At 63.7% G+C, this 25,158-nt stretch carries 20 protein-coding genes; 7 read left to right on the top strand and 13 right to left on the bottom strand.

The window, feature by feature from the left end:
• Nucleotides 1-167: 167 nt before the first annotated feature.
• Nucleotides 168-1,223 carry a magnesium transporter gene (mgtE, locus tag ACI2JX_RS17815; protein WP_368971697.1) on the bottom strand — a complete coding sequence of 352 codons (1,056 nt, stop codon included), beginning with the start codon at nucleotides 1,221-1,223 and terminating at the stop codon, nucleotides 168-170.
• A gap of 494 nt (nucleotides 1,224-1,717) precedes the next feature.
• Here mgtE and ilvD point away from each other — a divergent pair, with 494 nt between their 5' ends.
• A complete protein-coding gene (gene ilvD / locus ACI2JX_RS17810) occupies nucleotides 1,718-3,559 on the top strand; it encodes a dihydroxy-acid dehydratase (protein WP_368971698.1) in 1,842 nt (613 codons plus the stop codon).
• A 161-nt stretch (nucleotides 3,560-3,720) separates the two neighbouring features.
• Here the strand turns inward: ilvD and ACI2JX_RS17805 are convergent, their stop codons facing one another.
• Nucleotides 3,721-4,776: a haloacid dehalogenase-like hydrolase gene (locus tag ACI2JX_RS17805; RefSeq protein WP_404690645.1), complete on the bottom strand. Its 1,056-nt coding sequence runs from the start codon at nucleotides 4,774-4,776 to the stop codon at nucleotides 3,721-3,723.
• A 242-nt stretch (nucleotides 4,777-5,018) separates the two neighbouring features.
• Here ACI2JX_RS17805 and ACI2JX_RS17800 point away from each other — a divergent pair, with 242 nt between their 5' ends.
• On the top strand, nucleotides 5,019-6,410 hold the full coding sequence (locus ACI2JX_RS17800) for an L-cystine transporter (RefSeq protein WP_264235713.1): 1,392 nt from the start codon (nucleotides 5,019-5,021) through the stop codon (nucleotides 6,408-6,410).
• A gap of 30 nt (nucleotides 6,411-6,440) precedes the next feature.
• Here the strand turns inward: ACI2JX_RS17800 and ACI2JX_RS17795 are convergent, their stop codons facing one another.
• The gene (locus tag ACI2JX_RS17795) at nucleotides 6,441-6,959 is read right to left on the bottom strand and encodes a dihydrofolate reductase (RefSeq protein ID WP_404690644.1); all 519 of its coding nucleotides are present in this window, start codon (nucleotides 6,957-6,959) and stop codon (nucleotides 6,441-6,443) included.
• A gap of 54 nt (nucleotides 6,960-7,013) precedes the next feature.
• Between ACI2JX_RS17795 and ACI2JX_RS17790 the strand changes: the two genes are divergently transcribed.
• Together ACI2JX_RS17790 and ACI2JX_RS17785 are read left to right on the top strand one after the other, a co-directional pair.
• Complete coding sequence (locus ACI2JX_RS17790; protein ID WP_264235715.1) at nucleotides 7,014-8,405, top strand: DUF2868 domain-containing protein; 1,392 nt, start codon at nucleotides 7,014-7,016, stop codon at nucleotides 8,403-8,405.
• Nucleotides 8,398-9,762, top strand: a complete 1,365-nt coding sequence (locus tag ACI2JX_RS17785) for a GTPase/DUF3482 domain-containing protein (RefSeq protein ID WP_404690643.1) — start codon at nucleotides 8,398-8,400, stop codon at nucleotides 9,760-9,762. The genes ACI2JX_RS17790 and ACI2JX_RS17785 overlap by 8 nt, the downstream gene beginning before the upstream one ends.
• Nucleotides 9,763-10,068: 306 nt before the next feature.
• Here ACI2JX_RS17785 and ACI2JX_RS17780 read toward each other — a convergent pair whose 3' ends face one another.
• From ACI2JX_RS17780 to ACI2JX_RS17760, 5 genes are all read right to left on the bottom strand, one after another.
• Complete coding sequence (locus ACI2JX_RS17780) at nucleotides 10,069-11,094, bottom strand: putative 2-aminoethylphosphonate ABC transporter substrate-binding protein (RefSeq protein ID WP_264235718.1); 1,026 nt, start codon at nucleotides 11,092-11,094, stop codon at nucleotides 10,069-10,071.
• A gap of 30 nt (nucleotides 11,095-11,124) precedes the next feature.
• Nucleotides 11,125-12,849, bottom strand: coding sequence for a putative 2-aminoethylphosphonate ABC transporter permease subunit (locus ACI2JX_RS17775; RefSeq protein WP_404690642.1), 1,725 nt, complete (start codon nucleotides 12,847-12,849; stop codon nucleotides 11,125-11,127).
• Nucleotide 12,850: 1 nt separating this feature from the next.
• Entirely contained in the window at nucleotides 12,851-13,915 is a 1,065-nt protein-coding gene (locus ACI2JX_RS17770; protein WP_404690641.1) for a putative 2-aminoethylphosphonate ABC transporter ATP-binding protein, read from the bottom strand.
• Nucleotides 13,916-14,170: 255 nt separating this feature from the next.
• Complete coding sequence (locus ACI2JX_RS17765; RefSeq protein WP_368971706.1) at nucleotides 14,171-15,034, bottom strand: LysR family transcriptional regulator; 864 nt, start codon at nucleotides 15,032-15,034, stop codon at nucleotides 14,171-14,173.
• 9 nt (nucleotides 15,035-15,043) lie between these two features.
• Nucleotides 15,044-17,302 (bottom strand): heavy metal translocating P-type ATPase, encoded by a 2,259-nt coding sequence (locus tag ACI2JX_RS17760; protein WP_404690640.1) that lies wholly within the window; start codon nucleotides 17,300-17,302, stop codon nucleotides 15,044-15,046.
• 82 nt (nucleotides 17,303-17,384) lie between these two features.
• Here ACI2JX_RS17760 and cadR point away from each other — a divergent pair, with 82 nt between their 5' ends.
• The gene (cadR, locus tag ACI2JX_RS17755; RefSeq protein WP_404690639.1) at nucleotides 17,385-17,828 is read left to right on the top strand and encodes a Cd(II)/Pb(II)-responsive transcriptional regulator; all 444 of its coding nucleotides are present in this window, start codon (nucleotides 17,385-17,387) and stop codon (nucleotides 17,826-17,828) included.
• 49 nt (nucleotides 17,829-17,877) lie between these two features.
• Here the strand turns inward: cadR and ACI2JX_RS17750 are convergent, their stop codons facing one another.
• Genes ACI2JX_RS17750 through ACI2JX_RS17740 form a run of 3 tightly spaced genes read right to left on the bottom strand, consistent with a single transcriptional unit; the run spans nucleotide 17,878 to nucleotide 20,505 of the window.
• Nucleotides 17,878-18,849 carry a thymidylate synthase gene (locus ACI2JX_RS17750; RefSeq protein ID WP_404690638.1) on the bottom strand — a complete coding sequence of 324 codons (972 nt, stop codon included), beginning with the start codon at nucleotides 18,847-18,849 and terminating at the stop codon, nucleotides 17,878-17,880.
• Between the two features lie 48 nt (nucleotides 18,850-18,897).
• Nucleotides 18,898-19,707, bottom strand: a complete 810-nt coding sequence (gene lgt / locus ACI2JX_RS17745) for a prolipoprotein diacylglyceryl transferase (protein ID WP_186555905.1) — start codon at nucleotides 19,705-19,707, stop codon at nucleotides 18,898-18,900.
• A gap of 15 nt (nucleotides 19,708-19,722) precedes the next feature.
• Nucleotides 19,723-20,505 (bottom strand): sulfite exporter TauE/SafE family protein, encoded by a 783-nt coding sequence (locus ACI2JX_RS17740; protein WP_186555904.1) that lies wholly within the window; start codon nucleotides 20,503-20,505, stop codon nucleotides 19,723-19,725.
• Between the two features lie 151 nt (nucleotides 20,506-20,656).
• Here ACI2JX_RS17740 and ACI2JX_RS17735 point away from each other — a divergent pair, with 151 nt between their 5' ends.
• Nucleotides 20,657-21,403 carry an NRDE family protein gene (locus ACI2JX_RS17735; RefSeq protein ID WP_404690637.1) on the top strand — a complete coding sequence of 249 codons (747 nt, stop codon included), beginning with the start codon at nucleotides 20,657-20,659 and terminating at the stop codon, nucleotides 21,401-21,403.
• A 157-nt stretch (nucleotides 21,404-21,560) separates the two neighbouring features.
• Here ACI2JX_RS17735 and ptsP read toward each other — a convergent pair whose 3' ends face one another.
• A complete protein-coding gene (ptsP, locus tag ACI2JX_RS17730; protein WP_368971710.1) occupies nucleotides 21,561-23,840 on the bottom strand; it encodes a phosphoenolpyruvate--protein phosphotransferase in 2,280 nt (759 codons plus the stop codon).
• A gap of 22 nt (nucleotides 23,841-23,862) precedes the next feature.
• Nucleotides 23,863-24,342, bottom strand: a complete 480-nt coding sequence (locus ACI2JX_RS17725; protein WP_186555901.1) for an RNA pyrophosphohydrolase — start codon at nucleotides 24,340-24,342, stop codon at nucleotides 23,863-23,865.
• 141 nt (nucleotides 24,343-24,483) lie between these two features.
• Between ACI2JX_RS17725 and ACI2JX_RS17720 the strand changes: the two genes are divergently transcribed.
• The gene (locus ACI2JX_RS17720; protein ID WP_404690636.1) at nucleotides 24,484-25,140 is read left to right on the top strand and encodes an HAD family hydrolase; all 657 of its coding nucleotides are present in this window, start codon (nucleotides 24,484-24,486) and stop codon (nucleotides 25,138-25,140) included.
• The last annotated feature ends 18 nt before the right edge of the window (nucleotides 25,141-25,158 follow it).

The following is a 25,158-nucleotide window of genomic DNA, read 5'->3' as shown; positions in this document are numbered from 1 at the left end:
CGTGGGAGCGGGCTTGCCCCGCGATAGCGATCGATCCGACCTGCAGGTCTGGCGAACGATCGCTATCGCGGGGCAAGCCCGCTCCCACGCAGTCGCGTTCACGTAGTCGCGTTCACCTAGTAACGTTCATGGAGCCGCTCCCACGCAGTCGCCTTGATCGCTACAGATCAGATATCCAGCACCTGCGATGCAATCCCGAAGTAGATCAACACCCCCACCGCATCGGCAATCGATGTCACCAGCGGTCCACTGGCCGTTGCCGGATCGAGCTTGAGCCGGGTGAACATGAACGGCAGGCTCATGCCGATCAAGCTGCCGATCAACACGATTACCAACATGCTGCTGGCCACGATCAGCGCGATCTCTGGTCCGCCGCGCAGTACCCCCAGCGATGCCACCGCCACGGCCATGGTCGCACCCAGCGCCAACGCCACCCCGCATTCACGCCCGAGCATGCGCAACCAGTCGCGCATCATCACTTCGCCCGTGGCGATCCCACGCACCATCAATGTCGCCGACTGCGCGCCGGCATTGCCGCCGCTATCGACCAGCAGCGGCAAGAAGAACACCAGTGCGATATGGGCTGAGATGGTTTCCTCGAACGCCGCGATGCCTGCACCTGAGAACAGGTTGCCGAACACCAGCAACACCAGCCACAACACTCGCTTGCGATAAAGCAGGCCCACGGTGGCATCACGCAAATTGCCAACATGGGTGGTGATCAACGCGCCTTTATGAAAGTCTTCGGTCGCCTCTTCCACCACCACATCCAACGCATCCTCGCAGGTGACGATGCCTACCAGCCGCGCCAGCTCATCGAGCACCGGCACAGCGAGCAGGTCGTGCTCGCGAATCAGCCGGGCGACCTGTTCCTGGGCGGTACCGGTGGCCACGCAGATGACCTTGCGCTGCATGATCTGCTCGATGGGTTGGTATGGGGCGGCAAGAATCAGCTCACGCAGCGAAACCGTGCCCAGCACGTTGCGCCGCTCATCGAGCACATACGATTGATAGATGGTTTCGGCATCGGCCGCCTCGCGACGCAGCATGTCGATCGCCTGGCTGGCGCTCAGTCCACTGTCCAGGCTCGAATATTCGCTGGTCATCAAGGCACCGGCGGTGCCCTCGTCATAAGGCCCAGCCTGTAGCAGGCCGTCGCGCCGAGCCTGGGCGGCCTGGCGCAGGTGGGCGTGTGCAGCGAGAAAATCAGATGAATAGTGCATAAGGTTCTCCAGGCGCCGAAGCAGGCGCCCGCAAACCTCAGCCGCGTGGGCTCAAGCCTTTGGATGCCCTGGCGACAGCGCGCTCAGTGCCAGTGTGCGAGTTCGTGAAGAACTGAAAACTGGGAAGGTCCATTGAGAATGTATCTCGTCAAGCCGCACATGCGGCGCGGGGATAATAGGCAGCGCGGGGGCGGGCGTCAGCAGGAAAAACGCGCCATCGAGGTATTTGGGAAGCGTCCTACGACAATTCGGCCATACCAGGCCTACCTCCCACCGGGCACATCGGCATTCCCTCGCGGCGCCAGCGGTGTAGAATCGGCGTATTCATCGCCAGACATCCCCCGGCGGGTTTATGAGCTCTGGTCGAGCCTGCGGCGATCCTGCAGTGTTTTCGGCCTCATCCGTGCCAGCGGCAACCGGCCTGGGGCACTAAGGACAAGAGAAGCTCACTTCCCTATTTGTTACTGACCTGATTCAGCCGCCAGGAGTGCTTCATGCCTGATTATCGTTCCAAGACTTCCACCCACGGCCGCAACATGGCCGGTGCCCGTGCCCTGTGGCGCGCTACCGGGATGAAGGACGACGACTTCAAGAAACCGATCATCGCCATCGCCAACTCGTTCACCCAGTTCGTCCCAGGTCACGTGCACCTGAAGGACCTGGGCCAACTGGTCGCCCGCGAGATCGAACGCGCCGGTGGCGTGGCCAAGGAATTCAACACCATCGCGGTCGACGACGGCATCGCCATGGGCCACGACGGCATGCTCTACTCGCTGCCAAGCCGCGAGATCATCGCCGACGCCGTGGAGTACATGGTCAACGCCCACTGTGCTGACGCCATCGTGTGCATCTCCAACTGCGACAAGATCACCCCCGGCATGCTGATGGCCGCCCTGCGCCTGAACATCCCGGTGATCTTCGTTTCTGGCGGCCCGATGGAAGCCGGCAAGACCAAACTGGCCAGCCACGGCCTGGACCTGGTCGACGCCATGGTCATCGCCGCCGACTCTTCGGCCTCCGACGAGAAAGTCGCCGAGTACGAGCGCAGCGCCTGCCCGACCTGCGGTTCGTGCTCCGGCATGTTCACCGCCAACTCGATGAACTGCCTGACCGAAGCCCTGGGCCTGGCTCTGCCTGGCAATGGCTCGACCTTGGCCACCCACTCCGACCGCGAGCAGCTGTTCCTCACTGCGGGGCGGACCATCGTCGAGCTGTGCAAGCGCTACTACGGCGAAAACGACGAATCGGTGCTGCCGCGCAACATCGCCAACTTCAAGGCGTTCGAGAACGCCATGATGCTCGACATCGCCATGGGCGGTTCGACCAACACCATCCTGCACCTGCTGGCCGCTGCCCAGGAAGCCGAGGTCGACTTCGACCTGCGCGACATCGATCGCCTGTCGCGCAAAGTGCCGCAGCTATGCAAGGTTGCGCCGAACATCCAGAAGTACCACATGGAAGACGTCCACCGCGCTGGCGGCATCTTCAGCATCCTCGGCTCGCTGGCCCGTGGCGGCCTGCTGCACACCGACCTGCCGACCGTGCACAGCGCCAGCATGGAAGAAGCCATCGCCAAGTGGGACATCACCCAGACCGACGATGAAGCGGTGCACACCTTCTTCAAGGCTGGCCCCGCCGGTATCCCGACCCAGACCGCATTCAGCCAATCGACCCGTTGGGAAACCCTCGATGACGACCGCGCCGAAGGTTGCATCCGCAGCGTCGAGCACGCCTATTCGCAAGAAGGCGGCCTGGCGGTGCTGTACGGCAACATCGCCTTGGATGGCTGCGTGGTGAAAACCGCTGGCGTCGACGAGTCGATCCACGTGTTCGAAGGCAACGCCAAGATCTTCGAGAGCCAGGACAGCGCGGTGCGCGGCATCCTCGCCGACGAAGTGAAGGCCGGCGACATCGTCATCATCCGCTACGAAGGTCCGAAAGGCGGCCCGGGCATGCAAGAGATGCTCTACCCCACCTCGTACCTGAAGTCCAAAGGCCTGGGCAAGGCCTGCGCCCTGCTCACCGATGGCCGCTTCTCGGGTGGTACCTCGGGTCTGTCGATCGGCCATGCCTCGCCGGAGGCCGCCGCGGGTGGTGCCATCGGGCTGGTGCGCGATGGCGACAAGATCCTGATCGACATTCCCAACCGCTCCATCAACCTGTTGGTCAGCGACGAAGAGCTGGCGCAGCGTCGGGTTGAGCAGGACCAGAAGGGCTGGAAGCCTGTTGAAGTGCGTCCGCGCAAGGTGACCACCGCGCTGAAGGCCTATGCCTTGTTGGCGACCAGTGCTGATAAAGGGGCTGTGCGTAACAAAGCGATGCTCGATGGGCTGTAAGGCTTAGCGAGAGATAGAAAACGGCGCCTGGTGCGCCGTTTTTTTATGCCTGGGGCGACCTCATCGCGGGGCAAGCCCGCTCCCACGCAAGCCGCGACTGGCCGCGCCGTTGAGCAATCACCCACGCCCTCGTGGGAGCGGGCTTGCCCCGCGATTGACCCTCACTGAATCTGCTCAGGGGTAACGATCACCCAGTTCTTGTCGGCCGTCACCGGCAAGCCTTCCTTGGCCTGCGCCGCGGCGTGCTTGGCGATCATGCCGTTAAGCTGATCCAGGTACTTGGCCTTGCGATTGATCCACAGGTGAATCCCGCCCTTGCCAATATCGACTCCATGAAACTGCATGTAGCCGTCGCTGGTGGGGGTGTCGCCCCCCACCAGCACCGGTTTCTTCCATTCATCGATATAGGTCAGGATCGCCGCCTGCTTGCCGGCCATCCAGGTCGCCGGGGTCCACAGATAAGGGGTCAGCTCCAGCGACTCATTGGCCTTGGGATCATAGTGCCCTGCCGAGATCTGCTTACGTGCTGTGGTCAGCTGACCGCTGTCGCGATCCTTGAGCAGCAAACTGACGCCAATGACGTTCTCAGGCTTCACGTTGTAGCCGTACTTGGGATCGGCAGCAACCATGCGCACCAGCTCCTCGGATGCAGCGGAAATCACATAGACCTCGATGCCGTTCTCCATCAACTTGTTGAACAGCTCGGTCTGGCCAGTGAACACCTTGGGCGGCTGCACCTCGATCGCCTTGACCTGATCCCCTTCAAAATAGGTGCTAGGTACCGGCTTGCCCGAGGCCATCAGCGCATCGACCTGCACCTTCAGCTCCTTGAGGGTAAAGCCCGCGAACACCTGGGCGACCCAGGGATAGCAGACCATGTCGTCGATCTCACAGAGCCGGTAGTAATAGCTGAACAAACTCTCCTTGTGCTCGGCGGTGTCTTTGAACGGCATCAGCTTCAACGAAGGGTCGAGCTTGTCCCGACTGAGCAGGCCTTTGTTCTCCATGAACGGCAGCAGGGCTTCTTCGAGATCGAAGCGGTAGCTGGTGTTGTCCATGTCGAACACCGCGTAATTACCCTTGTGGGCATTGGCGGCGATCATGCTGTCCAGTCGCTTGGCGGCCTCAGTGGGCCAGTGCTTGAGCTCGGTGGCCCAGGTGTCGAGGCTCAGGACCAGGGCCAGGCCTGCCGCGAGCATCTTCGCAGCGTTCGTCATGTGCAGCGCTCCTGAAAGGTTGGCCCAACAACGCTAGCCAACAATCCGCGCACTGGGTGGCCCACAACGACCTCAAAACAACTCGAAGCGCCGCCTTGATTGCCCAATAACGACAGCGTGTTATTCCAATAACGACTAAGCACATTCCATTTGAATATAAATTCGTTTGTTTTCAGGCTGTTAGCATTTGCGTTCGCAATCGCGCACAGACGCGACGCCTTGTATTCGATTCTGGAGCTTCAATGAACCTGCCGCTGTCACTCAATCTGCTGGCATTGCTGGCCCTGTTGCTGGGCCTGGCACAAACCCGCCGCACCCAGTGGAGCCTGGCCAAGAAAGTCTTGCTCGGTCTGGTGCTGGGCGTGGTATTCGGCCTGGTCCTGCACAGCATTTACGGCGCCGGCCATCCGGTGCTCAAGGCCACCATCGGCTGGCTCGACTTGATCGGCAACGGCTATGTCGGCCTGTTGCAGATGATCGTCATGCCGCTGATCTTCGCCTCGATCCTCAGCGCCGTCGCCCGCCTGCACAACGCCTCCTCGCTGGGCCGGATCAGTGTGCTAAGCATTGGCACCCTGCTGCTGACCACCGCCATTGCCGCGCTGATCGGTATCGTTCTGACTAACCTGTTCGGCCTCAGCGCCGAAGGGCTGGTTGCGGGCGTGCCAGAAGCGGCGCGCCTGCAAGCGATCCAGAGCGACTACGCCGGCAAGGTCGCCGACCTCAATGTCCCGCAGCTGCTGCTGTCGTTTATCCCCAGCAACCCGGTAGCGGATCTGGCCCGGGCCAAGCCGACCTCGATCATCAGCGTGGTGATCTTCGCCGTGTTCATGGGCCTGGCCGCGCTGCAGTTGATCAAGGACGACAAAGACAAGGGCGAGCGCGCCCTGTCGGCCATCGACACCCTGCAAGCCTGGGTGATGCGCCTGGTGCGCCTGGTGATGACGCTCACCCCTTACGGCGTGCTGGCCTTGATGACCAAGGTAGTCGCCAGTTCCAACCTGGACGACATCCTCAAGCTGGGCAGTTTCGTGCTGGTGTCCTACCTCGGCCTGGGGCTGATGTTCGTGATTCACGGGGTGATCCTGGCCGCTACCGGCGTCAGCCCGCTGCGCTTCTTCCGTAAGGTCTGGCCCGTGCTGACGTTCGCCTTCACCAGCCGCTCCAGTGCGGCGAGCATTCCGCTGAACATCGAAGCGCAAACCCGCCGCCTGGGTGTGCCGCAGTCGATTGCCAGCTTCAGCGCTTCGTTTGGCACCACCATCGGCCAGAACGGCTGCGCCGGTCTGTACCCGGCCATGTTGGCAGTGATGGTTGCCCCAGCGGTGGGCATCGACACCTTCGACCCGCTGTGGATCGCCACACTGGTGGCCATCGTGACCCTGAGCTCGGCAGGGGTCGCCGGAGTTGGCGGGGGTGCGACCTTCGCCGCGCTGATCGTGCTCCCAGCGATGGGGCTGCCGGTTGAACTGGTGGCGCTGTTGATCTCGGTAGAACCGCTGATCGACATGGGCCGCACGGCGTTGAACGTGAGTGGGTCGATGACCGCGGGCGTGGTGACCAGCCAGTTGCTCAAGCAGACCGATCATCAAGTACTGGGTGATGATCGGCATGCGCAACTGAGTCAGTCCTGAGCATTTGGGGCCGCTTGCGGCCCCCGTGTCTCAACGCTTGTCCCACACCTCGAAATGATAAGCCGGCTTGTCGCCTTCGCTTGGCTGCGCCTGGCTGGAGGCCAGTGCCCACTGCGCCTGGTCGAACTCAGGGAACCAGGCATCACCTTCTGGCGACAGCTCGACCCGCGTCAGGTACATGCGGCTGACCAACCCCTGCTCCAGCGCCAGCGCGTACAGCTGCGCGCCGCCAATCAGCATCAGCTCATCGACGCCCTGCTGCTTGGCCCACTGCTCGGCGCGTTGCAGTGCCTGCTCCAGCGACGCGAACACTTCGGCACCTTCAAGCTGCAACCCCGGCTGACGGCTGACGACGATGTTCAGCCGCCCTGGCAGCGGCCGGCCGAGCGAATCCCAGGTCTTGCGACCCATGATGATCGGCTTGCCCAAGGTGGTGGCCTTAAAGTACTTGAAATCCCCCGGCAGGTGCCAGGGCATGGAATTGTCGATGCCAATCACGCGGTTCTCGGCGCACGCCGCGATCAGGCTGAGGGGGAGTGATGTATTCATGTCGGCGAGGATAGCAAACCAAGCCTGGGTTAAGCTTGTGCCCTGACCTGTGCAATGGAAGACCTTGTGACTGCACCGACTCCACTCGACAAGCGCTGGCTCACCGAAGCGGTGCGCCTGCGCGAGGAACACGCCGGCCCCCTGGAAGACCAGGAAGCCAACCGCCGTGCCCGCCAGCTTGGCGGCGACCTGGCGGCACGCATCGAGACCCGCGCCCTGTGGCTGGCCGAGCGCGATGGCATGGCCGAGGCCCTGCGCCACTGGAAACAGGGCGCGCGCCTGGCCTTGCTGGCGCTGCTGCTGTTTGCCCTGTTCAGCGGCGCAGGCCTTGGCCTGGCGGCTTTGGGCGATGGCCAACGACCGGTGAATGTGTTCTGGGCGCTGGGCAGCCTGCTTGGGCTAAACCTGCTGATGCTGATCGGCTGGGCCGTCAGTTTCCTCACCGCAGGTGAACAAGGCGCCGTGCTGGGCCGCCTGTGGCTATGGCTCAGCGAGCGCTTTGCCCGCGATGCCAAAGCCGCACAACTGGCGCCGGCGTTACTGATTCTGCTGCAGCGCCAGCGCCTCAACCGCTGGCTACTGGGCGCGCTGGTCCATGGCTTGTGGCTGTTGGCGATGATCGCCGCATTGCTGATGCTATTGGCGTTGCTGGCGACTCGGCGCTATGGCTTCGTCTGGGAAACCACCCTGCTCGCCGCCGAGCCCTTCATCAGCCTCACGCATGCCCTCGGCGCCCTGCCCTCGTTGCTGGGCTTTGCCGTGCCCGATGAAGCCATGATCCGCGCCAGCGGCGATACGCTGCCGGCCCTCGACCTGGCGCGTCAGGCCTGGGCCAGTTGGCTGCTCGGGGTAGTGCTGGTGTACGGCCTGCTGCCGCGCTTGCTACTGGCGCTGCTGTGCCTGTGGCGCTGGCGCCAAGGGCGCCAACGCCTGGCGCTGGACTTGAGCCTGCCCGGCTATGCCCAACTGCGCGATGCATTGATGCCGCGCAGCGAACGCCTTGGCGTACAAGATGCGGCGCCAGATGCCCTGCCGCATTTCCAGCCCGGACAACTGGAATCAGGTGCCAGCGGCGCGTTGCTGGTAGGGCTCGAACTGGACGACCAGCGCCCGTGGCCGCCCAAGCTTGCCCCAGGCGTAACCGACGCTGGCATCCTCGACAGCCGTGAGTCACGCAACAAGCTGCTTGAGCAACTGAGTCGCTTTCCACCGGCGCGCCTGGCCATCGCCTGCGACCCACGCCGCTCGCCGGACCGCGGCAGCCTGGCGTTGCTCGCCGAGCTTGCCCGCAATGCCGGCGCCACGCGTGTCTGGCTGCTCCAGGCGCTTCCCGGCCAAGCACTGGATGCGGCGCGCCTGGGTGACTGGCACGAAGCCCTCGACCGCCTCGGCCTGCCTCACGCTGATACCTCGCCCCTGACCTGGTTGGAGCATGGCCATGACTGAGCCACTGAAACTGGCCGTGGTCGGCCACACCAACGTCGGTAAGACCTCGCTGCTGCGCACCCTGACCCGTGACGTCGGTTTCGGCGAGGTGTCGCACCGCCCCAGCACCACCCGCCATGTCGAAGGCGCACGACTGTCGGTCGACGGCGAGCCGCTGCTGGAGTTGTACGATACGCCAGGGCTGGAAGACGCCATCGCCCTGCTCGATTACCTGGAACGGCTGGAACGCCCTGGTGAGCGGTTGGACGGGCCGGCGCGCCTACAGCGCTTCCTCCAGGGCAGTGAGGCGCGCCAGCGCTTCGAGCAGGAAGCCAAGGTGCTGCGCCAGCTGCTGGCGAGCAATGCCGGGCTGTATGTGATCGATGCCCGTGAACCGGTGCTGGCCAAGTACCGTGATGAGCTGGAAGTGCTGGCCAGCTGCGGCAAACCGCTGCTGCCGGTGCTCAACTTCGTCGCCAGCAGCCAACACCGCGAGCCCGAATGGCGCGAAGCCCTCGCTCGCCTTGGCCTGCACGCGTTAGTGCGATTCGACAGCGTTGCCCCTCCTGAAGACGGTGAGCGGCGGCTGTATGAAAGCCTGGCCCTGCTGCTGGAGGACGCGCGCCCCTCGCTCCAGCGCCTGATCGACGATCAGCAGGCTCAGCGCCTGGCCCGCCAGCATAGCGGCAAACGCCTGATCGCCGAATTGTTGCTCGACTGCGCCGCCTGCCGACGCAGTGTCGAGGCCGAGCCTGCGGCTGAAGCCAAGGCCATCGAAGCGCTGCGCCAGGATGTGCGTCAACGTGAGCAGCGCTGTGTCGAAGCATTGCTCAAGCTGTATGCGTTCCGCCGCGAAGACGCCAATGCCGGCGACCTGCCGCTGCTGGACGGGCGCTGGGGAGATGATCTGTTCAACCCGGAAACCCTCAAGCTGTTGGGCGTGCGCCTGGGCAGCGGAGTTGCCGCCGGTGCTGCGGCCGGCGCCGGTGTGGATCTATTGGTCGGCGGCCTGACCCTTGGCGCTGCCGCGCTGGCCGGGGCCATCGCTGGCGGCGCATTGCAGACCGCGCGCAATTACGGCTCAAGGTTGATGGGCAAGTTGAAGGGCCAGCGCGAGCTGACCGTGGATGACAGTGTCTTGCGCCTATTGGCGTTGCGCCAGCAGCAGTTGGTGCAGGCCTTGGAAAGCCGTGGGCATGCGGCGCAGGACAGCATTCGCCTGGGCGCTGCGGATGAAAAAGCCTGGCGCGAAGGCAAGTTGCCTGAGGCCCTGAACAAGGCCCGGGCGCATCCGCAGTGGTCGACGCTCAACCCTGGGGCGCGGGTCAACCAGGCGGAGCGCCAGGAGCAGTTGGAGGTGTTGGTTAGCCAGTTGTGATGGCGACTGCTCGGGCCTCTTCGCGGGCAAGCCCGCTCCCACAGGTGCCGCGCTGAGTTCGGAGTCACCGGGGTACCTGTGGGAGCGGGCTTGCCCGCGAAGAGGCCAGCAGCAGCACCCACCCTTTAACAGCGACGCCAACGCCTTGCCCTTCAACACCTGCAAATCGATCACCGGCACGCCCACCTCCTTGGCCTGCTCATCCCACAGCACGGCGCCGACAACTACATCGGCGAGGCCATCACTCAGCTCGAACATCTTCCTGGGCAATTGGTTATTGGGGCCGCTTTGCGGCCCCAGGCACCTTTACTGCTGGGCCACTTTCTCCGACTTGCCGTCATAGCGCTTGCGCCATTCAGCCAGGATCTGGTCGCGGTTCTTCGAAGCCCAGGCAAAGTCATTCTTGATCAAGCGCTGCTCGTAGTCCGCTGGCAGCTCGGTCTGTGGCTTGGCGATTCCTGGCGCAGCCAGCACTGCGAAGTTTTCTTTGTACAGCTCCATTGCCGCAGGGCTTGCGGAGAAGTCAGCCAGACGCTTGGCCGCCTCTGCCTTCGGCGTGCCCTTGATCACTGCAGTCGCTTCGATTTCCCAGCCTAGACCTTCTTTGGGCAGGATGATGTCCAGCGGTGCCCCTTGGCGCTTGAGCTGCACCGCCGGGTACTCGAAGGAAATACCAATCGGGAATTCACCCGAGGCTGCCAGCTTGCAGGGCTTGGAGCCGGAATGCACATACTGGCCGATGTTCTGGTGCAGCCCATCCATGTAGGCCCAGCCCTGCGGCTCGCCAAAGGTTTGCAGCCAGGCGCTGACGTCCAGGAAGCCGGTGCCGGAGGAGGCCGGGTTGGGCATGACGATCTTGCCTTTGTACTCAGGCTTGGTCAGGTCCTGCCAGCTGACGGGCTTGCTCAGGCCCTGCTTTTCGGCCTCGACGGTGTTGAAGCAGATAGTCGCGGCCCACACGTCCATGCCCACCCAGGCTGGCGGGTTGGCGGCGTCGCGGTAGTTTTTGGAGATCTTCTCCAGGTCTTTTGGCGCATAGGCGTCAAGCATCTGGTGCTGGTCGAGAATGGCCAGGCTGGAGGCCGCCAGCCCCCACACGGCGTCGGCCTGCGGGCGGTCTTTTTCCGCCAGCAGCTTGGCGGTGATGATGCCGGTGGAATCGCGCACCCACTTGATCTCGATGTCCGGGTTGGCCTTTTCGAAGGCTTGCTTGTAGCTCTTGAGCTGCTCGGCCTCCAGGGCGGTGTAGACCGTCAGCTGGGTTCCGGCGGCCGTAGCCTGCAGGCTGAATACAGCGGATACGGCAGCGGCAAGTGCAAAGGGCTTGAACATGTTGCGGTTCCTTTCAGGGTTGGCAGTCGGTCAATGGCCGGGCGCGCGTTGGCGCCAGGCCTGGGAGCGGCGCAGCAGGCCGCGGGAAGCTGCGGCTAGCAGCAATGAGGCGGTCGCACTGGTTAGCAGGATCAGGGTCGACATGGCAGCAGCGCCGCCGACGTTGCCGGCGTCGTCCATGTTCAGCACGGCGACGGCCGCGAGGATGGTGTCGGGGCTGTAGAGGAAGATCGCCGCCGACACCGTGGTCATCGCGGAGACGAACAGGTAGCGGATGATGTCCAGCAGCGCTGGCAGGCAGATCGGCACGGTCACCCGCAAGAAATGCCGATACAGCGGCGCCTTGAGCGACAGCGCTGCCGCCTCGAACTCGCCGTCGAGCTGGCGTAGGGCGGTGGTCGCGGTCATCTGCGCGGTAGTCAGGTAGTGGGCGATGGTGCACACCACCAGCAGCGCCATGCTGCCGTAGAACACATGCAGCGGGTTGCCGTTGAGATTGAAGAAGAACACGTAGCCCAGGCCCAGGACCAAGCCCGGCACCGCCATCGGAATGAAGCTCAGCAGCCGCAGCGATTGGTTGAGCAGGCGCTGGCCTTGGGTCTTCTCCATCAAGTAGGCACCAGCGAAGATCACCACGCTGCCGATCAACGCCGTGCACAAGGCCATGGTCACGCTGTTGCGGTAGGCCAGCCAACCGCCGCCAGCGGTGTCCTCGAACCTGTAGTGCTTGAGCGACAGCGACAGGTTGTACGGCCAGAATTTGACCAGCGACGAGTACACCGCCATGCCGACGACCGCCAGCAGCACCACACAGATCAGCAGCACGATAGCCAGGAACACGCCGTCACGCAGCCGCGATGGCTTGGGCTCGAACACCTGCGCACGGCCACTCAGCGCCTCGCCCTGACGCCGGCGCAGCCAGGCATCGACAGTAAAGCTCAGCAGCGCTGGCACCAGCAGGACCATGCCAATCAACGCGCCACGGCCGAACTGTTGCTGGCCGACCACCGCCTTGTAGGCCTCCAGCGCCAGCACCTGATAATCGCCGCCAACGACGACTGGCACGCCAAAGTCGGTGATGGTCAGGGTGAACACCAGGCAGAACGCGGCGAACACCGCCTGACGCGTGGCCGGCCAGGTGATGCTGAAAAACGCCCGCACCGGGCCTGCGCCCATGCTCGATGCTGCATCGAACAAACGCGCATCAGCCAGTGACAGCGCCGACAGCAGAATCATCAGGGCATGCGGAAAGGTGTAGATGGCCTCACCCAGGACGATGCCCCAGAAGCCATAGATATTGTCGCTAAGCAGCCCGCGCAGCAGGCCTTGGTTACCGAACAGATAGACCAGGGCGATGGCCGGCAGCATCGACGGCGCCAGCAGCGGCAGCAGGGAAACCCCTCGCCACAGGCCTTTGCCGGGGATCAGCGTGCGCTGCAAGGCGTAGGCGAACAGATAGGCCAGCGGGATGACGATGACCGCCACCGTGCATGCCACCGACAAACTGTTGCCGAGCAGCCAGTGGAAGTTGTCGCTGGCAAACAGCTCGCGCGCCGCCAGCAGGCCGCCTCCTTGGCCTGCGTCAGCGCTCAAACCTCGCCAGAAGATCGCCAGCAGCGGCATCAGTACCGCCAGTACGAGCAGAACCAGCAGCAGGCTCTTGCCGCCGACCACGAACAACCGGTCACCCAAGGCGACGCCCTTGCCCGGCGCCGCCTTGGCTTGCTTGAGCGGCAAGGAGATTGGCGCGGCCATCTCAGGCAAACACCTGCAGGCTCTGTGGTGGCAGGGCCACCCAGATGTCTTGCGAACCCAGGCGCGGCATGGCTTCTGGGGCAATTTCCGCGAGCAGGGTATGCCCTGGCAGGGTTTTCAGCTCGAAGCTCATTCGGCAGCGGTTGCCGAGGAAGGTGATCTCCTGGACCTTGGCCGCGAACAGGTTTTCCTCATGCACCAGCGGGTTGACCGTGATCGCCTCCGGGCGGCAGAACAGCCGACCGCTGCTGGCGCGGGCCGCGTTTGGCCCCAGGCGCATGCTCATCCCGCCAACCTGGGCATGGCTGTCGCCGCTGCGCTGGAACGGCAGCCAGTTGCCCTGACCGACGAACTCTGCGACGAACGGCGTCGCGGGTTTGTCGTAGATTTCTTGCGGTGTGGCGTACTGCTCGACCTGGCCGTTGTTCATCACGGCGATGCGGTCGGCCATCAGCATGGCCTCGTCCTGGTTGTGGGTAACCATCAAGGTGGTAATGCCGAGCTGGCGCTGCAATTGGCGTAGCTCAGTGCACAGATGCTCGCGAACGCGCGCATCCAGCGCCGACATTGGCTCGTCGAGCAGCAGCAACGAAGGTGCCGGAGCCAGGGCGCGGGCCAGGGCCACGCGCTGCTGTTGGCCACCGGAAAGCTGCCCGGGGTATTTCTTCTCGCTGCCCAGCAGGCCAACCAGTTCGAGCATCTCGGCCACGCGCTGGCGGGCCTGCTCGCGGCCGGAGCCGGTCAGGCCGTAGGCAATGTTGGCTTCGACCGTGAGGTTGGGGAACAACGCGTAGGACTGGAACAGGATGCCGTAGTCACGCGCCTGCGGTGGCAGCTCGGAGATGTCCCGAGCACCGATGTACAGCGCCCCACGGTCCTGCCGTTCGAGCCCGGCGATGCAGCGCAGCAGGGTGGTCTTGCCGCAGCCCGACGGGCCGAGCAGGCAGACCAGCTCGCCAGCGGCGATATCGAGGGAGACATCGTTGAGCGCGGTAAACGCGCCGAAGCGCTTGTGGATACCGCGCACTTTCATCTGTGCGCCTGGGGTGGCGATGGCGTGGGTCATGACAGGGCCTCGTCGAAGAGATGCAGGCCATGCTAGGAACCCAATGCGAAGGTTATGTGGCTTTAGGGCAAAAGCGGGTGATAGTGGTATTGGTGGATTTTGTAGTGGCCACGTTCAGTGTCGACCGCCGGCGCGATTGCGTGGGAGCGGGCTTGCCCCGCGATGGCGATGGTGAGCACAAGGACGTCATCGCGGGGCAAGCCCGCTCCCACGAGGCCCGTGTAGCTCGCAGACGCCCCGTTGGCGCGGCATCGCCTACAGCCCCGCCACCTCTTGCGCCACCCCGAGGAACGCCGCCGGCAACCTGGCCTGGCGCCGCTCCTTCAGGCAGTACAGGTACTCATGCATCACCGGCGCATTCTCCAGCATCAGCACCCGCAGTTCAGGGTTATGCGGCACCTCATGGCGGGCAATGATGCTGATGCCAATGTTGCGCAACACCGCCTCGCGAATCGACTCGCGGCTGCCAATTTCCAGCAACGCACCGATCTTGACCCCAGCATCGGCGAGCATCTGCTCGGTCAGCTTGCGAGTGGTCGAGCCCTGCTCGCGCATCAGCAGGCAATGCCCGGCCAAGGCGTCGATGGCCACCACCTGGCGGTTAGCCAACGAATGATTGCGGTGCACCGCCACCACCAGCGGATCAGTGCCAAGCACGCGGCGAATCAGGCGCGCATCTTCGAGCAGCTGCGATGACGCAGCAATGTCCACCCGATAGTCTTCGAGCATCTCCAGCACCTGCTGGGAGTTGCCGATCTCCACCGCCACGTCCACTTGCGGCAGGCGCTCGCGGAAGATCTTCACCAGATCGAGGATGTAGTACGGCGCCGTCGCGGCAATGCGCAAACTGCCCTGGGCCTGGCCACTGTTGCGCAGCTCGAATTCGATGTCGGCTTCCTGCTGCAGCAAGGCCTTGACCATCGGCAACAGCCGCGCGCCCTCCTCGCTCAACACCAGGCGCCGACCGCCGCGGTAGAACAGCTCCACCGCATACTGGCTTTCCAGGTTGCGAATCTGCGTGGTCACCGTCGGCTGGCTGAGCCCGAGCTTCTTCGCCGCCAAGGTAATGCTGCCCAGGCGGGCCACCATGTAGAAGGCTTTGAGCTCGGCACTCAGCATGCAGGTTCCTTATTTGCGCAAAAGGCGCAGGCCGTTGAACACCACCAACAGGCTGACGCCCATGTCGGCGAACACCGCCATCCACATAGTGGCCATGCCGGCAAAGGTGATCGCCAGGAAAATCGCTTTGATCCCCAACGCCAACACGATGTTCTGGGTGAGGATCGCCGCACTTTGCCGCGACAGCCTGACGAAGGCCGGGATTTTGCGCAAGTCATCGTCCATCAGCGCCACATCGGCGGTCTCGATCGCAGTGTCGGTGCCCGCTGCGGCCATGGCAAAGCCAATTTCGGCCCGCGCCAGGGCCGGCGCATCGTTGATCCCGTCGCCGACCATGCCGACCCGGTGTCCTTCGGCGTACAGCGACTCGATGGTGTTGAGCTTGTCGCTGGGCAGCAAATTGCCTTCAGCTCGGTCGATACCGACCTGGGCAGCAATCGCCTGGGCGGTGTGCGGATTGTCGCCGGTGAGCATGACCGTCTTGATGCCCAGCTCATGCAACTCGGCGATGGCCTGACGGCTGCTGTCCTTGACCGTGTCGGCGACGGCGAACAACGCCAACGGGCCGCTGCGGTCAAGCAGCAGCACCACGGTTTTCCCCTGGCGCTCCAATGCATCGAGCTCGGCTTCCAGTTCAGGCGAGCACAACCCCAGCTCCTCGACCAGGCGATGGTTGCCCAGGTGATACAGCTCCCCGTCGATCTCGCCACGCACGCCACGCCCAGCCAATGCGGCGAACGCGCTGACCTCGCTCAGCGCCGTACCCTGTTCCTTGCCGAACCGGGCAATGGCACGCGAAACCGGGTGATCTGAACGTTCGCCCAGGGTTGCCGCCAACGCTTGCGCACGCCCTTCGAACAGCGGCTCAAGCAGCTTGAAGTCGGTCTGCACCGGCTTGCCATGGGTGATCGTGCCGGTCTTGTCCAGGGCAAGGAAGTCCAGCTTGCGCCCCCCTTCGAGGTAGACGCCGCCCTTGATCAGAATGCCCTTGCGCGCAGCAGCGGCCAGGCCACTGACGATGGTCACCGGCGTGGAGATCACCAATGCACAGGGGCAGGCCACCACCAGCAGCACCAGGGCGCGGTAGATCCAGTCGAACCAGGCACCCGCCATGAACAGTGGCGGGATAATCGCCACAGCCAGCGCAACGGCGAACACCACCGGGGTGTAGATGCGCGAGAAGCGATCGACGAAGCGCTGGGTCGGAGCGCGCGCGCCCTGGGCCTCTTCCACGGCCTTGATGATGCGCGCCAGGGTCGACTGCCCGGCTGCAGCGCTCACCTGATACTCCAGCGCCCCCTCCTGGTTGATGGTGCCAGCGAACAACTTATCGCCTTTGTTTTTCTCCACAGGCAGGCTTTCGCCGGTGATCGGCGCCTGATCGACGCTAGATTGGCCATTGACCACCTCGCCATCCAGACCGATCCGCTCGCCGGGACGTACCCGCACCAACGCACCGAGGGTCACCTCACGGACATCGACCTCACGCCACTGGCCGTCCGCCTGCTGCACGGTGGCCATGTCCGGGCTGAGCTGCATCAGGCCACTGATCGCGTTGCGGGCGCGGTCGAGCGAGCGCGCTTCGATCAGCTCGGCAACGGTGAACAGCACCATGACCATGGCCGCTTCCGGCCATTGGCCGATCAGCACGGCGCCGGTCACGGCGATGCTCATCAGCGCATTGATGTTGAGATTGCGATTTTTCAGGGCGATCCAGCCCTTTTTGTAAGTGCCCAGGCCACAGCCAAGGATCGCCGCCAGCGCCAGCACAGCGACCAGCCAACCAGGCGCAAGCGCAGTGAAATGCACCACCTCGGCAGCGATCGCCGCCACCCCGGACAGCGCCAGCGGCCACCAACGGGTCTTGGCTGCGGGGGCCGGGGCGCCTTCGTCGGCATCGGTCAGCGGTTCGGCCTGCATACCAAGGCTAGCGATGGCGTGCTCGATTGCGGTGGTGCCGCTCAAGGTGTGACGCACACCGAGCACCCGGTTGATCAGGTTGAACTCCAGCTGCTCGACGCCGGCCATCTTGCCCAGCTTGTCCTGGATCAGGGTCTGCTCGGTAGGGCAGTCCATGGCCTGGATGCGGAAGCGGCTGAGCTGCGCATAGCTGCTAGCCTTCTCGGTCAGTTGCACCAAGGCTGGCGCAGCAGCAGAGCCACAGCAGCTGTGCGCGTGGGTGTCGTGGCAAGAAGCTTTGCCGCCATGCTCATGGTCGTGGGCATGGGCATGGTCGTGCGAGTGATCGGGGCTGACAGGCTGGTTCATGGATTCGTCCTTAAAGGGAGCCTGTTGCCAAGTGAACACCCTGTAGCCACTATAGGGTCAAGCCATCTGTGGGAGATTCGTCATGAAGATCGGAGAACTGGCCAACGCCACCGATTGCGCCGTTGAGACCATTCGCTACTACGAACGCGAGCAACTGCTGCCAGAGCCCGCCCGTAGCGAGGGCAACTACCGGCTGTATACCCAGGCGCATGTCGAGCGGCTGACCTTCATCCGCAATTGCCGAACACTGGACATGACCCTCGATGAGATCCGCAGCCTGCTGCGCCTGCGCGATAGTCCGCAAGGCCAATGCGGCAACGTCAATGCCTTGATCGATGAACATATCGAGCACGTGCAGGCGCGCATCGACGGCTTGATGGCATTGCAGGCGCAGTTGGTGGAGTTGCGCCAACGCTGCACGGCACCAGGGGCTGAGTGCGCGATCTTGCAGCAGTTGGAAGTGAATGGGGCGGTATCGGTGCCGGAAACCGAGCATTCACATGTGGGGCGCAGCCACGGGCATTAGCTTCGGGGTCGCCTGCGATGGGCCGCAAAGCGGCCCAAAAATTGTTGGATCAGACCGCCATCGGCGCAGTCATCGGCGCATGGTGCTCATACCCTTCCAGGCTGAAATCACTCGGCTCGATCTTCTCCAACCACTCAGGCTCATACTTGCCGGTCTTGGCAAACTCCGGCACGCGATCACTGATCACCAGCTTCGGCGCCGCCAGCGGCTCGCGCTTGAGCTGCTCGTTGAGCATGTCCAGGTGGTTCTCGTACACATGGGCATCGCCGATGAAGTAGGTGAACCAGCGCGGGGTGTAGCCGGTCAGGCGACCGAACAGCGACAGCAACGCGGCGCCTTCGGTGAGGTTGAACGGCGTGCCCAGGCCCAGGTCGTTGGAGCGGATGTAGAGGGTCAGGGAGATTTCCTTGGTCTCGACATTGGGGTGGAACTGGTACAGCAGATGGCACGGCGGCAGGGCCATTTCATCGAGCTGGGCGCAGTTCCAGCCGTGGAACAGGATGCGCCGGCTGCCTGGATCGTTGGCGATGGTGTCCAGGCACTGGCGCACCTGGTCGATGGCCTTGTAGAGGATGACGAACGCCTGGCCGTCTTCCTCGTCCTGGGCAATCTTGCGAAAGCCCTGCTGCTCAGCCATCTCGATGGCGGCCGGGTTGCTCAGCGGCACGCGCTTGTAACCTGGCCACTGGCGCCACTGCACACCGTAGATCTCGCCGAGGTCGTCATGCCCCTGGCGGAACGGGTTGGCCAGCCACTGGGCGTTCTCGTTGGCGTTCTGGTCCCAGACCTTGCAGCCCAGTTCGCGGAACTCACCGGCGTTCTTCACCCCACGCAGGAAGCCGACCATCTCGCCAATCGCCGACTTGAACGCCAGCTTGCGGGTGGTGATGGCCGGGAAGCCCTTCTGCAGGTCGAAGCGCAGCATGGCGCCGGGCAGGCTGATGGTGCGGATGCCGGTACGGTTACCCTGCAGGGTACCGTTTTCGATAACGTCGCGGACCAGATCTAGATACTGTTTCATGGCTTACCTGTAACAAGAACGGCAGGGGGATCGCCCCTGCCGTGAAAATCAGACGGTGGCCTTGGCCGTTGGTTTACGGTTGTAGGCCCACCAGATCAAGAAGATGCCCGCAGCGATCATCGGCACGCAGAGCAACTGACCCATGGTCAACCAGCCGAAGGCAATGTAGCCAAGCTGGGCATCGGGTACCCGCACGAATTCGACGATGAAGCGGAAGATGCCGTAGAACAGCGCGAACATGCCGGAAACGGCCATGGTCGGGCGCGGCTTGCGCGAGTACAGCCAAAGGATGACGAATAATGCCACACCTTCCAGGGCGAACTGGTACAGCTGCGACGGGTGACGCGGCAACTGCGCCGGGTCGCTGAACGGCGGGAAGACCATCGCCCAAGGCACGTCGGTGGCCTTGCCCCACAGCTCGGCATTGATGAAGTTGCCAATGCGCCCGGCCCCCAGACCAATCGGCACCAACGGGGCGACGAAGTCCATCAGCTCGAAGAACGACTTGTTGTTGCGCTTGCCGAACCACAGCGCCGCCAGCATCACGCCGATGAAGCCGCCGTGGAACGACATGCCGCCTTTCCACACCTCGAAGATCAGCGTCGGGTTGGCCAGGTAGGCCTGCAGGTCATAGAACAGCACGTAGCCCAGGCGTCCACCGACGATCACCCCCATCGACAACCAGAACACCAGGTCGGAGAGTTTCTCCCGGCTCCAGGTGGCATCGAAGCGGTTCAGCCGGCGCGAGGCCAACAGCCAGGCGCCACCGATGCCGATCAGGTACATCAGGCCGTACCAGTGAATTTTCAGCGGCCCGAGCGCTACGGCGACGGGGTCGATCTGCGGGTAAGGCAGCATTGCGGTTCCTCTCGATCAAATCAGGAAGCTAAGCCCGACGCAAAACAGCAGCGCGGCGAACAGACGTTTAAGCAGGCGCGGCGACAGCTTGTGTGCCAACCGCGCGCCGTAGCGGGCGAAGAACATGCTGGTCACGGCGATGCCGAGCAGCGCCGGCAGGTACACATAGCCCAGGCTGTGCGCCGGCAGGTGGCTTTCGTGCCAGCCCAGTAGCATGAAGCTCAAGGCGCTGGCCAGGGCGATCGGCAGGCCACAGGCCGAGGACGTTGCCACCGCCTGCTGCATGGGCAGGCTGCGCCAGGTCAGGAACGGCACGGTCAGCGAGCCACCACCGATACCGAAGATCGCCGAGGCCCAGCCGATCACCACCCCGGCGCCGGTCAACCCAGGTTTGCCAGGGATGCCGCGACTGGCTTTGGGCTTTAGGTCCAGGGCCATCTGCACGGCGATCACCAGGGCGAACACACCGATGATCTTCTGCAGCATCGGCCCCTGGATCAGCGAGGCGGTCTTGGCACCGATGCCGGCACCGATGAGGATGCCCAGGGTCATCCAGGCGAAGATCGGCCAGCGCACCGCGCCCTTGCGCTGATGCTCACGCACGGCATTGATCGAGGTGAAGACGATGGTCGCCAGTGAGGTGCCCACGGCCAGGTGGGTCAGCACCGAGGGATCGAAGCCTTGCAAGGTGAAACTGAACACCAGCACCGGCACGATGATGATCCCGCCGCCCACGCCGAACAGCCCGGCCAGGACGCCGGCGCAAGCGCCCAGCAGCAGATAGAGTACGAACTCCATTCGTCGACCCCTTGAAATTCAATCCGGCATGGTAACGGAAGCCGGGGTCTGGGCTCTAGTGAACTCTATGACAGACACTGGTGAACACTGTGACAGGATGGATCAACCGCCCCCCAGTGGGTAGAGTGAGGCAAAACACAGAGGCCAACCTATGTGCCTGATCGTATTTGCCTGGCGGCCGGGGCATGCCCTGCCGCTGATCGTCGCGGCTAACCGCGATGAGTTCCACGCCCGCCCGACACAAGCGCTGGCGGCCTGGGAAGATGCGCCAGGCGTCTATGCCGGGCGCGACCTGGAAGCGGGCGGGACTTGGCTGGGTGTCGGGCCGGGCGGGCGCTTTGCGGCTTTGACCAATATCCGCGACCCACGCCAGCCGCTTGGCCCGCGCTCGCGTGGCGAACTGGTGGCGGCGTACTTGCGAGGGGACCTGGCGGTCGAGGCTTACCTGGATCAGGTGGCCAGCCGCAGCGCCCAGTATTCAGGGTTCAATCTGTTGGTGGGCGATGCTGAGCGGCTGGGCTACTTGCACGCACATGAGCCCGCGCCGCGCCTGCTGGAGCCTGGGGTGTACGGGCTGTCCAACGCAGGGCTGGATACGCCATGGCCGAAGCTGGTGAAAACCCGTGAGGGGCTGGCGCGGTTACTGGATGATCCTGACCCAAGGCGGCTGCTGGGCTTGCTTGCCGATGGCGAACCTGCGGCGGATGCCGAGCTGCCGGACACCGGGGTTGGCTTGGCGACCGAGCGGCTGCTGTCCAGTGCGTTTATCGCCAGCCAGAACTACGGGACACGGGCGAGTACGGTGCTGATTGTCGATAAGCAGGGCCGGCGGCGGATGGTCGAGCGCAGCTTTGGGCCGTTTGGCGGGCATCTGGGGGAAGTCGAGCTGACAATCTGAGACCCCAGCGAGGTATGTGCTGGTTGGGAGCGGGCTGCGTAGGAGCGGGCTTGCCCCGCGATAGCGTCGTTGAACCCACTTGAAGCTATCGCGGGGCAAGCCCGCTCCCACGAGTCGATCACGAGTCGATCACGAGTCGATGTCTTTCCAGGCTGATTCAGAGGGTCTTGTTCGCCCCAGGCCCGATCATTCGCGCCAGCCCCAGGTTCTTCAGCGCCAGCTGCAGTGAGCTGTGGATAACTTGCGGGTTGTCATGGCTCATGGCATCGGCGAGCAATTCCTTGGCCTTGCTCATATTGACCTGGCGCAGCATCCACTTCACCTTCGGCAGGTTGGTGGCGTTCATCGACAGGCTGTCGAAGCCCATCGCCATCAGCAGGATGGCCGCCGCCGGATCACCGGCCATCTCGCCGCAGATACTCACCGGCTTGCCCTCGGCATGGGCATCACGGACCACGGTCTGCACCGCCTGCAACACCGCGGGGTGCAGGTAGTCATACAAATCGGCAACCCGCGGGTTGTTGCGGTCGACCGCCAGCAGGTACTGGGTCAGGTCGTTGGAACCGACGGAAAGGAAGTCCACCTGCCGCGCCAGCTCCTTGGTCTGGTAAACCGCAGCCGGAATCTCGACCATCACCCCAACCGGTGGCATCGGCACGTCGGTGCCCTCGTCGCGCACCTCGCCCCAGGCCCGGTGGATCAGGTGCAGTGCCTCTTCCAGCTCATGAATGCCGGAAATCATCGGCAGCAGGATGCGCAGGTTGTTCAGGCCTTCGCTGGCCTTGAGCATTGCGCGGGTCTGCACCAGGAAGATTTCCGGGTGGTCCAGCGTCACGCGGATACCGCGCCAGCCGAGGAAGGGGTTTTCTTCCTTGATCGGGAAGTACGACAGCGATTTGTCACCGCCGATATCCAGGGTACGCATGGTCACCGGCAGCGGATGGAACGCCGCCAGTTGTTCGCGGTAGATCGCAAGCTGTTCTTTTTCGCTGGGGAAGCGCTGGTTGATCATGAACGGCACTTCGGTGCGGTACAGGCCAACGCCTTCGGCGCCGCGCTGCTGGGCGCGGGCGACATCGGCGAGCAAGCCAGTGTTGACCCACAGCGGCATGCGGTGGCCGTCCGGGGTCACGCAAGGCAGCTCGCGCAGCGCGTCCAGGCCCTGGGCCAGCTGGCGCTCCTCCTCGACGACGTCGCTGTACTGCTTGCGTAGCACGTCGCTGGGGTTGGTGAACACCTCGCCCTTGTAGCCGTCGACGATCATCTCGATGCCGTCGACCTTCGAATACGGCAGGTCGACCAGGCCCATGACCGTCGGTATACCCATCGCCCGGGCCAGAATCGCCACGTGCGAGTTACCCGAGCCGAGTACCGAAACCAGGCCCGCCAGCTTGCCTTCCGGCACTTCGCCGAGCATCGCCGGGGTCAGCTCTTCGCTGACCAGGATGGTGTTTTCGGCGTACACCAGCGACTGCGAGCGGGCCTCTTGCAGGTAGGCCAGCAGGCGCCGGCCGAGGTCTTTGACGTCCGAGGCGCGCTCTCGCAGGTAGTCGTCGTCCATCAGTTCGAAGCGATTGACGTGCTCGCCCACCACTTGGCGCAGCGCGCCCTGGGCCCATTGGCCGGTCTTGATGACTTCGACCACTTCGCCACCCAGGGCGGCGTCTTCGAGCATCATCAGGTACACGTCGAACAACGCCCGCTCTTCCGGGCGCAGCTGGGTGGCGAGCTTGGCCGACAGCTTGCGCATGTCGGCGCGCACGCCTTCCAGGGCGTTGTTGAACAGTTTCAATTCGGCGTCGATGTCATCGACGGCTTTATCAGGCACCACTTCCAGGTCGGCCGGCGGCAACATGACCACGGCGCGGCCGACCGCAGCGCCGGGCGAACCCGGCACGCCGACGAAGCGCGCCTCCTGGATGCCCTTGCCCTGGCGGCCCAGGCCGCGAATCGAGCCGGTCGCCTCGGCATGGGCGATGACCCCGGCGAGCTGAGCGCTCATGGTGACTAGAAACGCTTCTTCACCTTCATCGAACTGGCGGCGCTCCTTCTGCTGGATGACCAATACCCCGACCACTCGCCGGTGGTGGATAATCGGTGCGCCGAGGAAGGAGGCGAAGCGCTCTTCGCCGGTTTCGGCAAAGTACCGGTAACGCGGGTGATCGGCGGCATTTTCCAGGTTCAGCGGCTCTTCGCGGGTGCCGACCAGGCCGACCAGGCCCTCGTTGGGCGCCATGCTGACCTTGCCGATCGAGCGCTTGTTCAGACCCTCGGTGGCCATCAGCACGAAGCGGTTGGTTTCCGGGTCGAGCAGGTAGACCGAGCAGACCTGGCTGCCCATGGCTTCCTTGACGCGCAAGACAATGATCCCCAACGCCGTCTTGAGATCTTTGGCGGAGTTCACTTCCTGGACGATCTTGCGCAGCGTATTGAGCATGGCTCGGGGTCGAACTCCGTCGTCAGTCGCGCGTCAGCAGGCGCGGTGCTAGCTCTTTCAGGGCGCGACGGTAGACCTCGCGCTTGAATGTCACCACCTGGCCCAGCGGATACCAATAGCTGACCCAGCGCCAGCCGTCGAACTCCGGTTTACCGGTCAGGTCCATCCGTACCCGCTGCTCGTTGGTGACCAGGCGCAGCAGGAACCATTTCTGTTTCTGGCCGATGCACAGCGGCTGGCTGTGGGTCCGCACCAGACGCTGGGGTAAACGATAACGCAACCAGCCACGGGTGCAGGCAAGAATTTCCACATCGTCGCGCTCAAGGCCGACTTCTTCATTCAGCTCGCGGTACAGGGCGTCTTCTGGCGTTTCGTCGGGGTTGATGCCCCCCTGGGGAAACTGCCAGGCATCCTGGTTGATCCGCCGAGCCCATAGCACCTGCCCGGCATCATTGGTCAGAATGATGCCGACATTAGGGCGAAAACCATCCGGGTCGATCACGGCAGCAACCTCGCAAACGCATGTCACCGCATTGTTCCACAAAGCTCACAAGCGCAGCAACGCGCCCGCCAAGCTTATGTGCAGCGAGGTGAAAACTCCGTATTCTGCGGGGCCACCCTGTGCCTTAAGCGAGTGACCGTGATGCGCCTGGCTTTATTCGACCTGGACAATACCCTCCTCGGCGGCGACAGCGATCACGCCTGGGGTGACTACCTGTGCGAACGGGGCATTCTTGACCCTGTCACCTATAAGCAGCGCAACGATGCGTTCTACCAGGATTACCTCAACGGCACCCTGGACCTACAGGCCTACCTGGCCTTCTCGATGGAAATCTTCGCCGCCACCGAACCGGCCCAGCTCGATCAATGGCACCGCGAATTCATGCGCGACTGCATCGAGCCGATCATCCTGCCCAAGGCCCTGGCCCTGCTGCGCCAGCACCGCGAGGCGGGCGACAAACTGGTCATCATCACCGCGACCAACCGTTTCGTGACCGCCCCCATTGCCCGGCGCCTGGGTGTGCGCACCTTGCTGGCCACCGAGTGCGAACGCGAGGGCGAGCGCTACACCGGGCGTAGTACCGATATACCGTGCTTTCGTGAAGGCAAAGTGACGCGGCTCAAGCGCTGGATGCTGGAGAATGGCTATGACCTGGAGGACAGCTACTTCTATAGCGACTCGATGAACGATGTGCCGCTACTGGAGCAGGTGACGCATGCAGTGGCGGTAGACCCAGACCCAAAGCTGCGCGCCCATGCCCAGCAGCGTGGCTGGCAGGTTATTTCCCTGCGCGATTGATCACAGCTATCGCGGGGC

It is taken from the genome of Pseudomonas sp. NPDC088890, from assembly GCF_044900155.1.
Taxonomy (GTDB): domain Bacteria; phylum Pseudomonadota; class Gammaproteobacteria; order Pseudomonadales; family Pseudomonadaceae; genus Aquipseudomonas; species Aquipseudomonas urmiensis.
The sequence above is the reverse complement of the archived record's forward strand: the minus strand, read 5'-3'. Positions and strand labels throughout refer to the sequence as shown.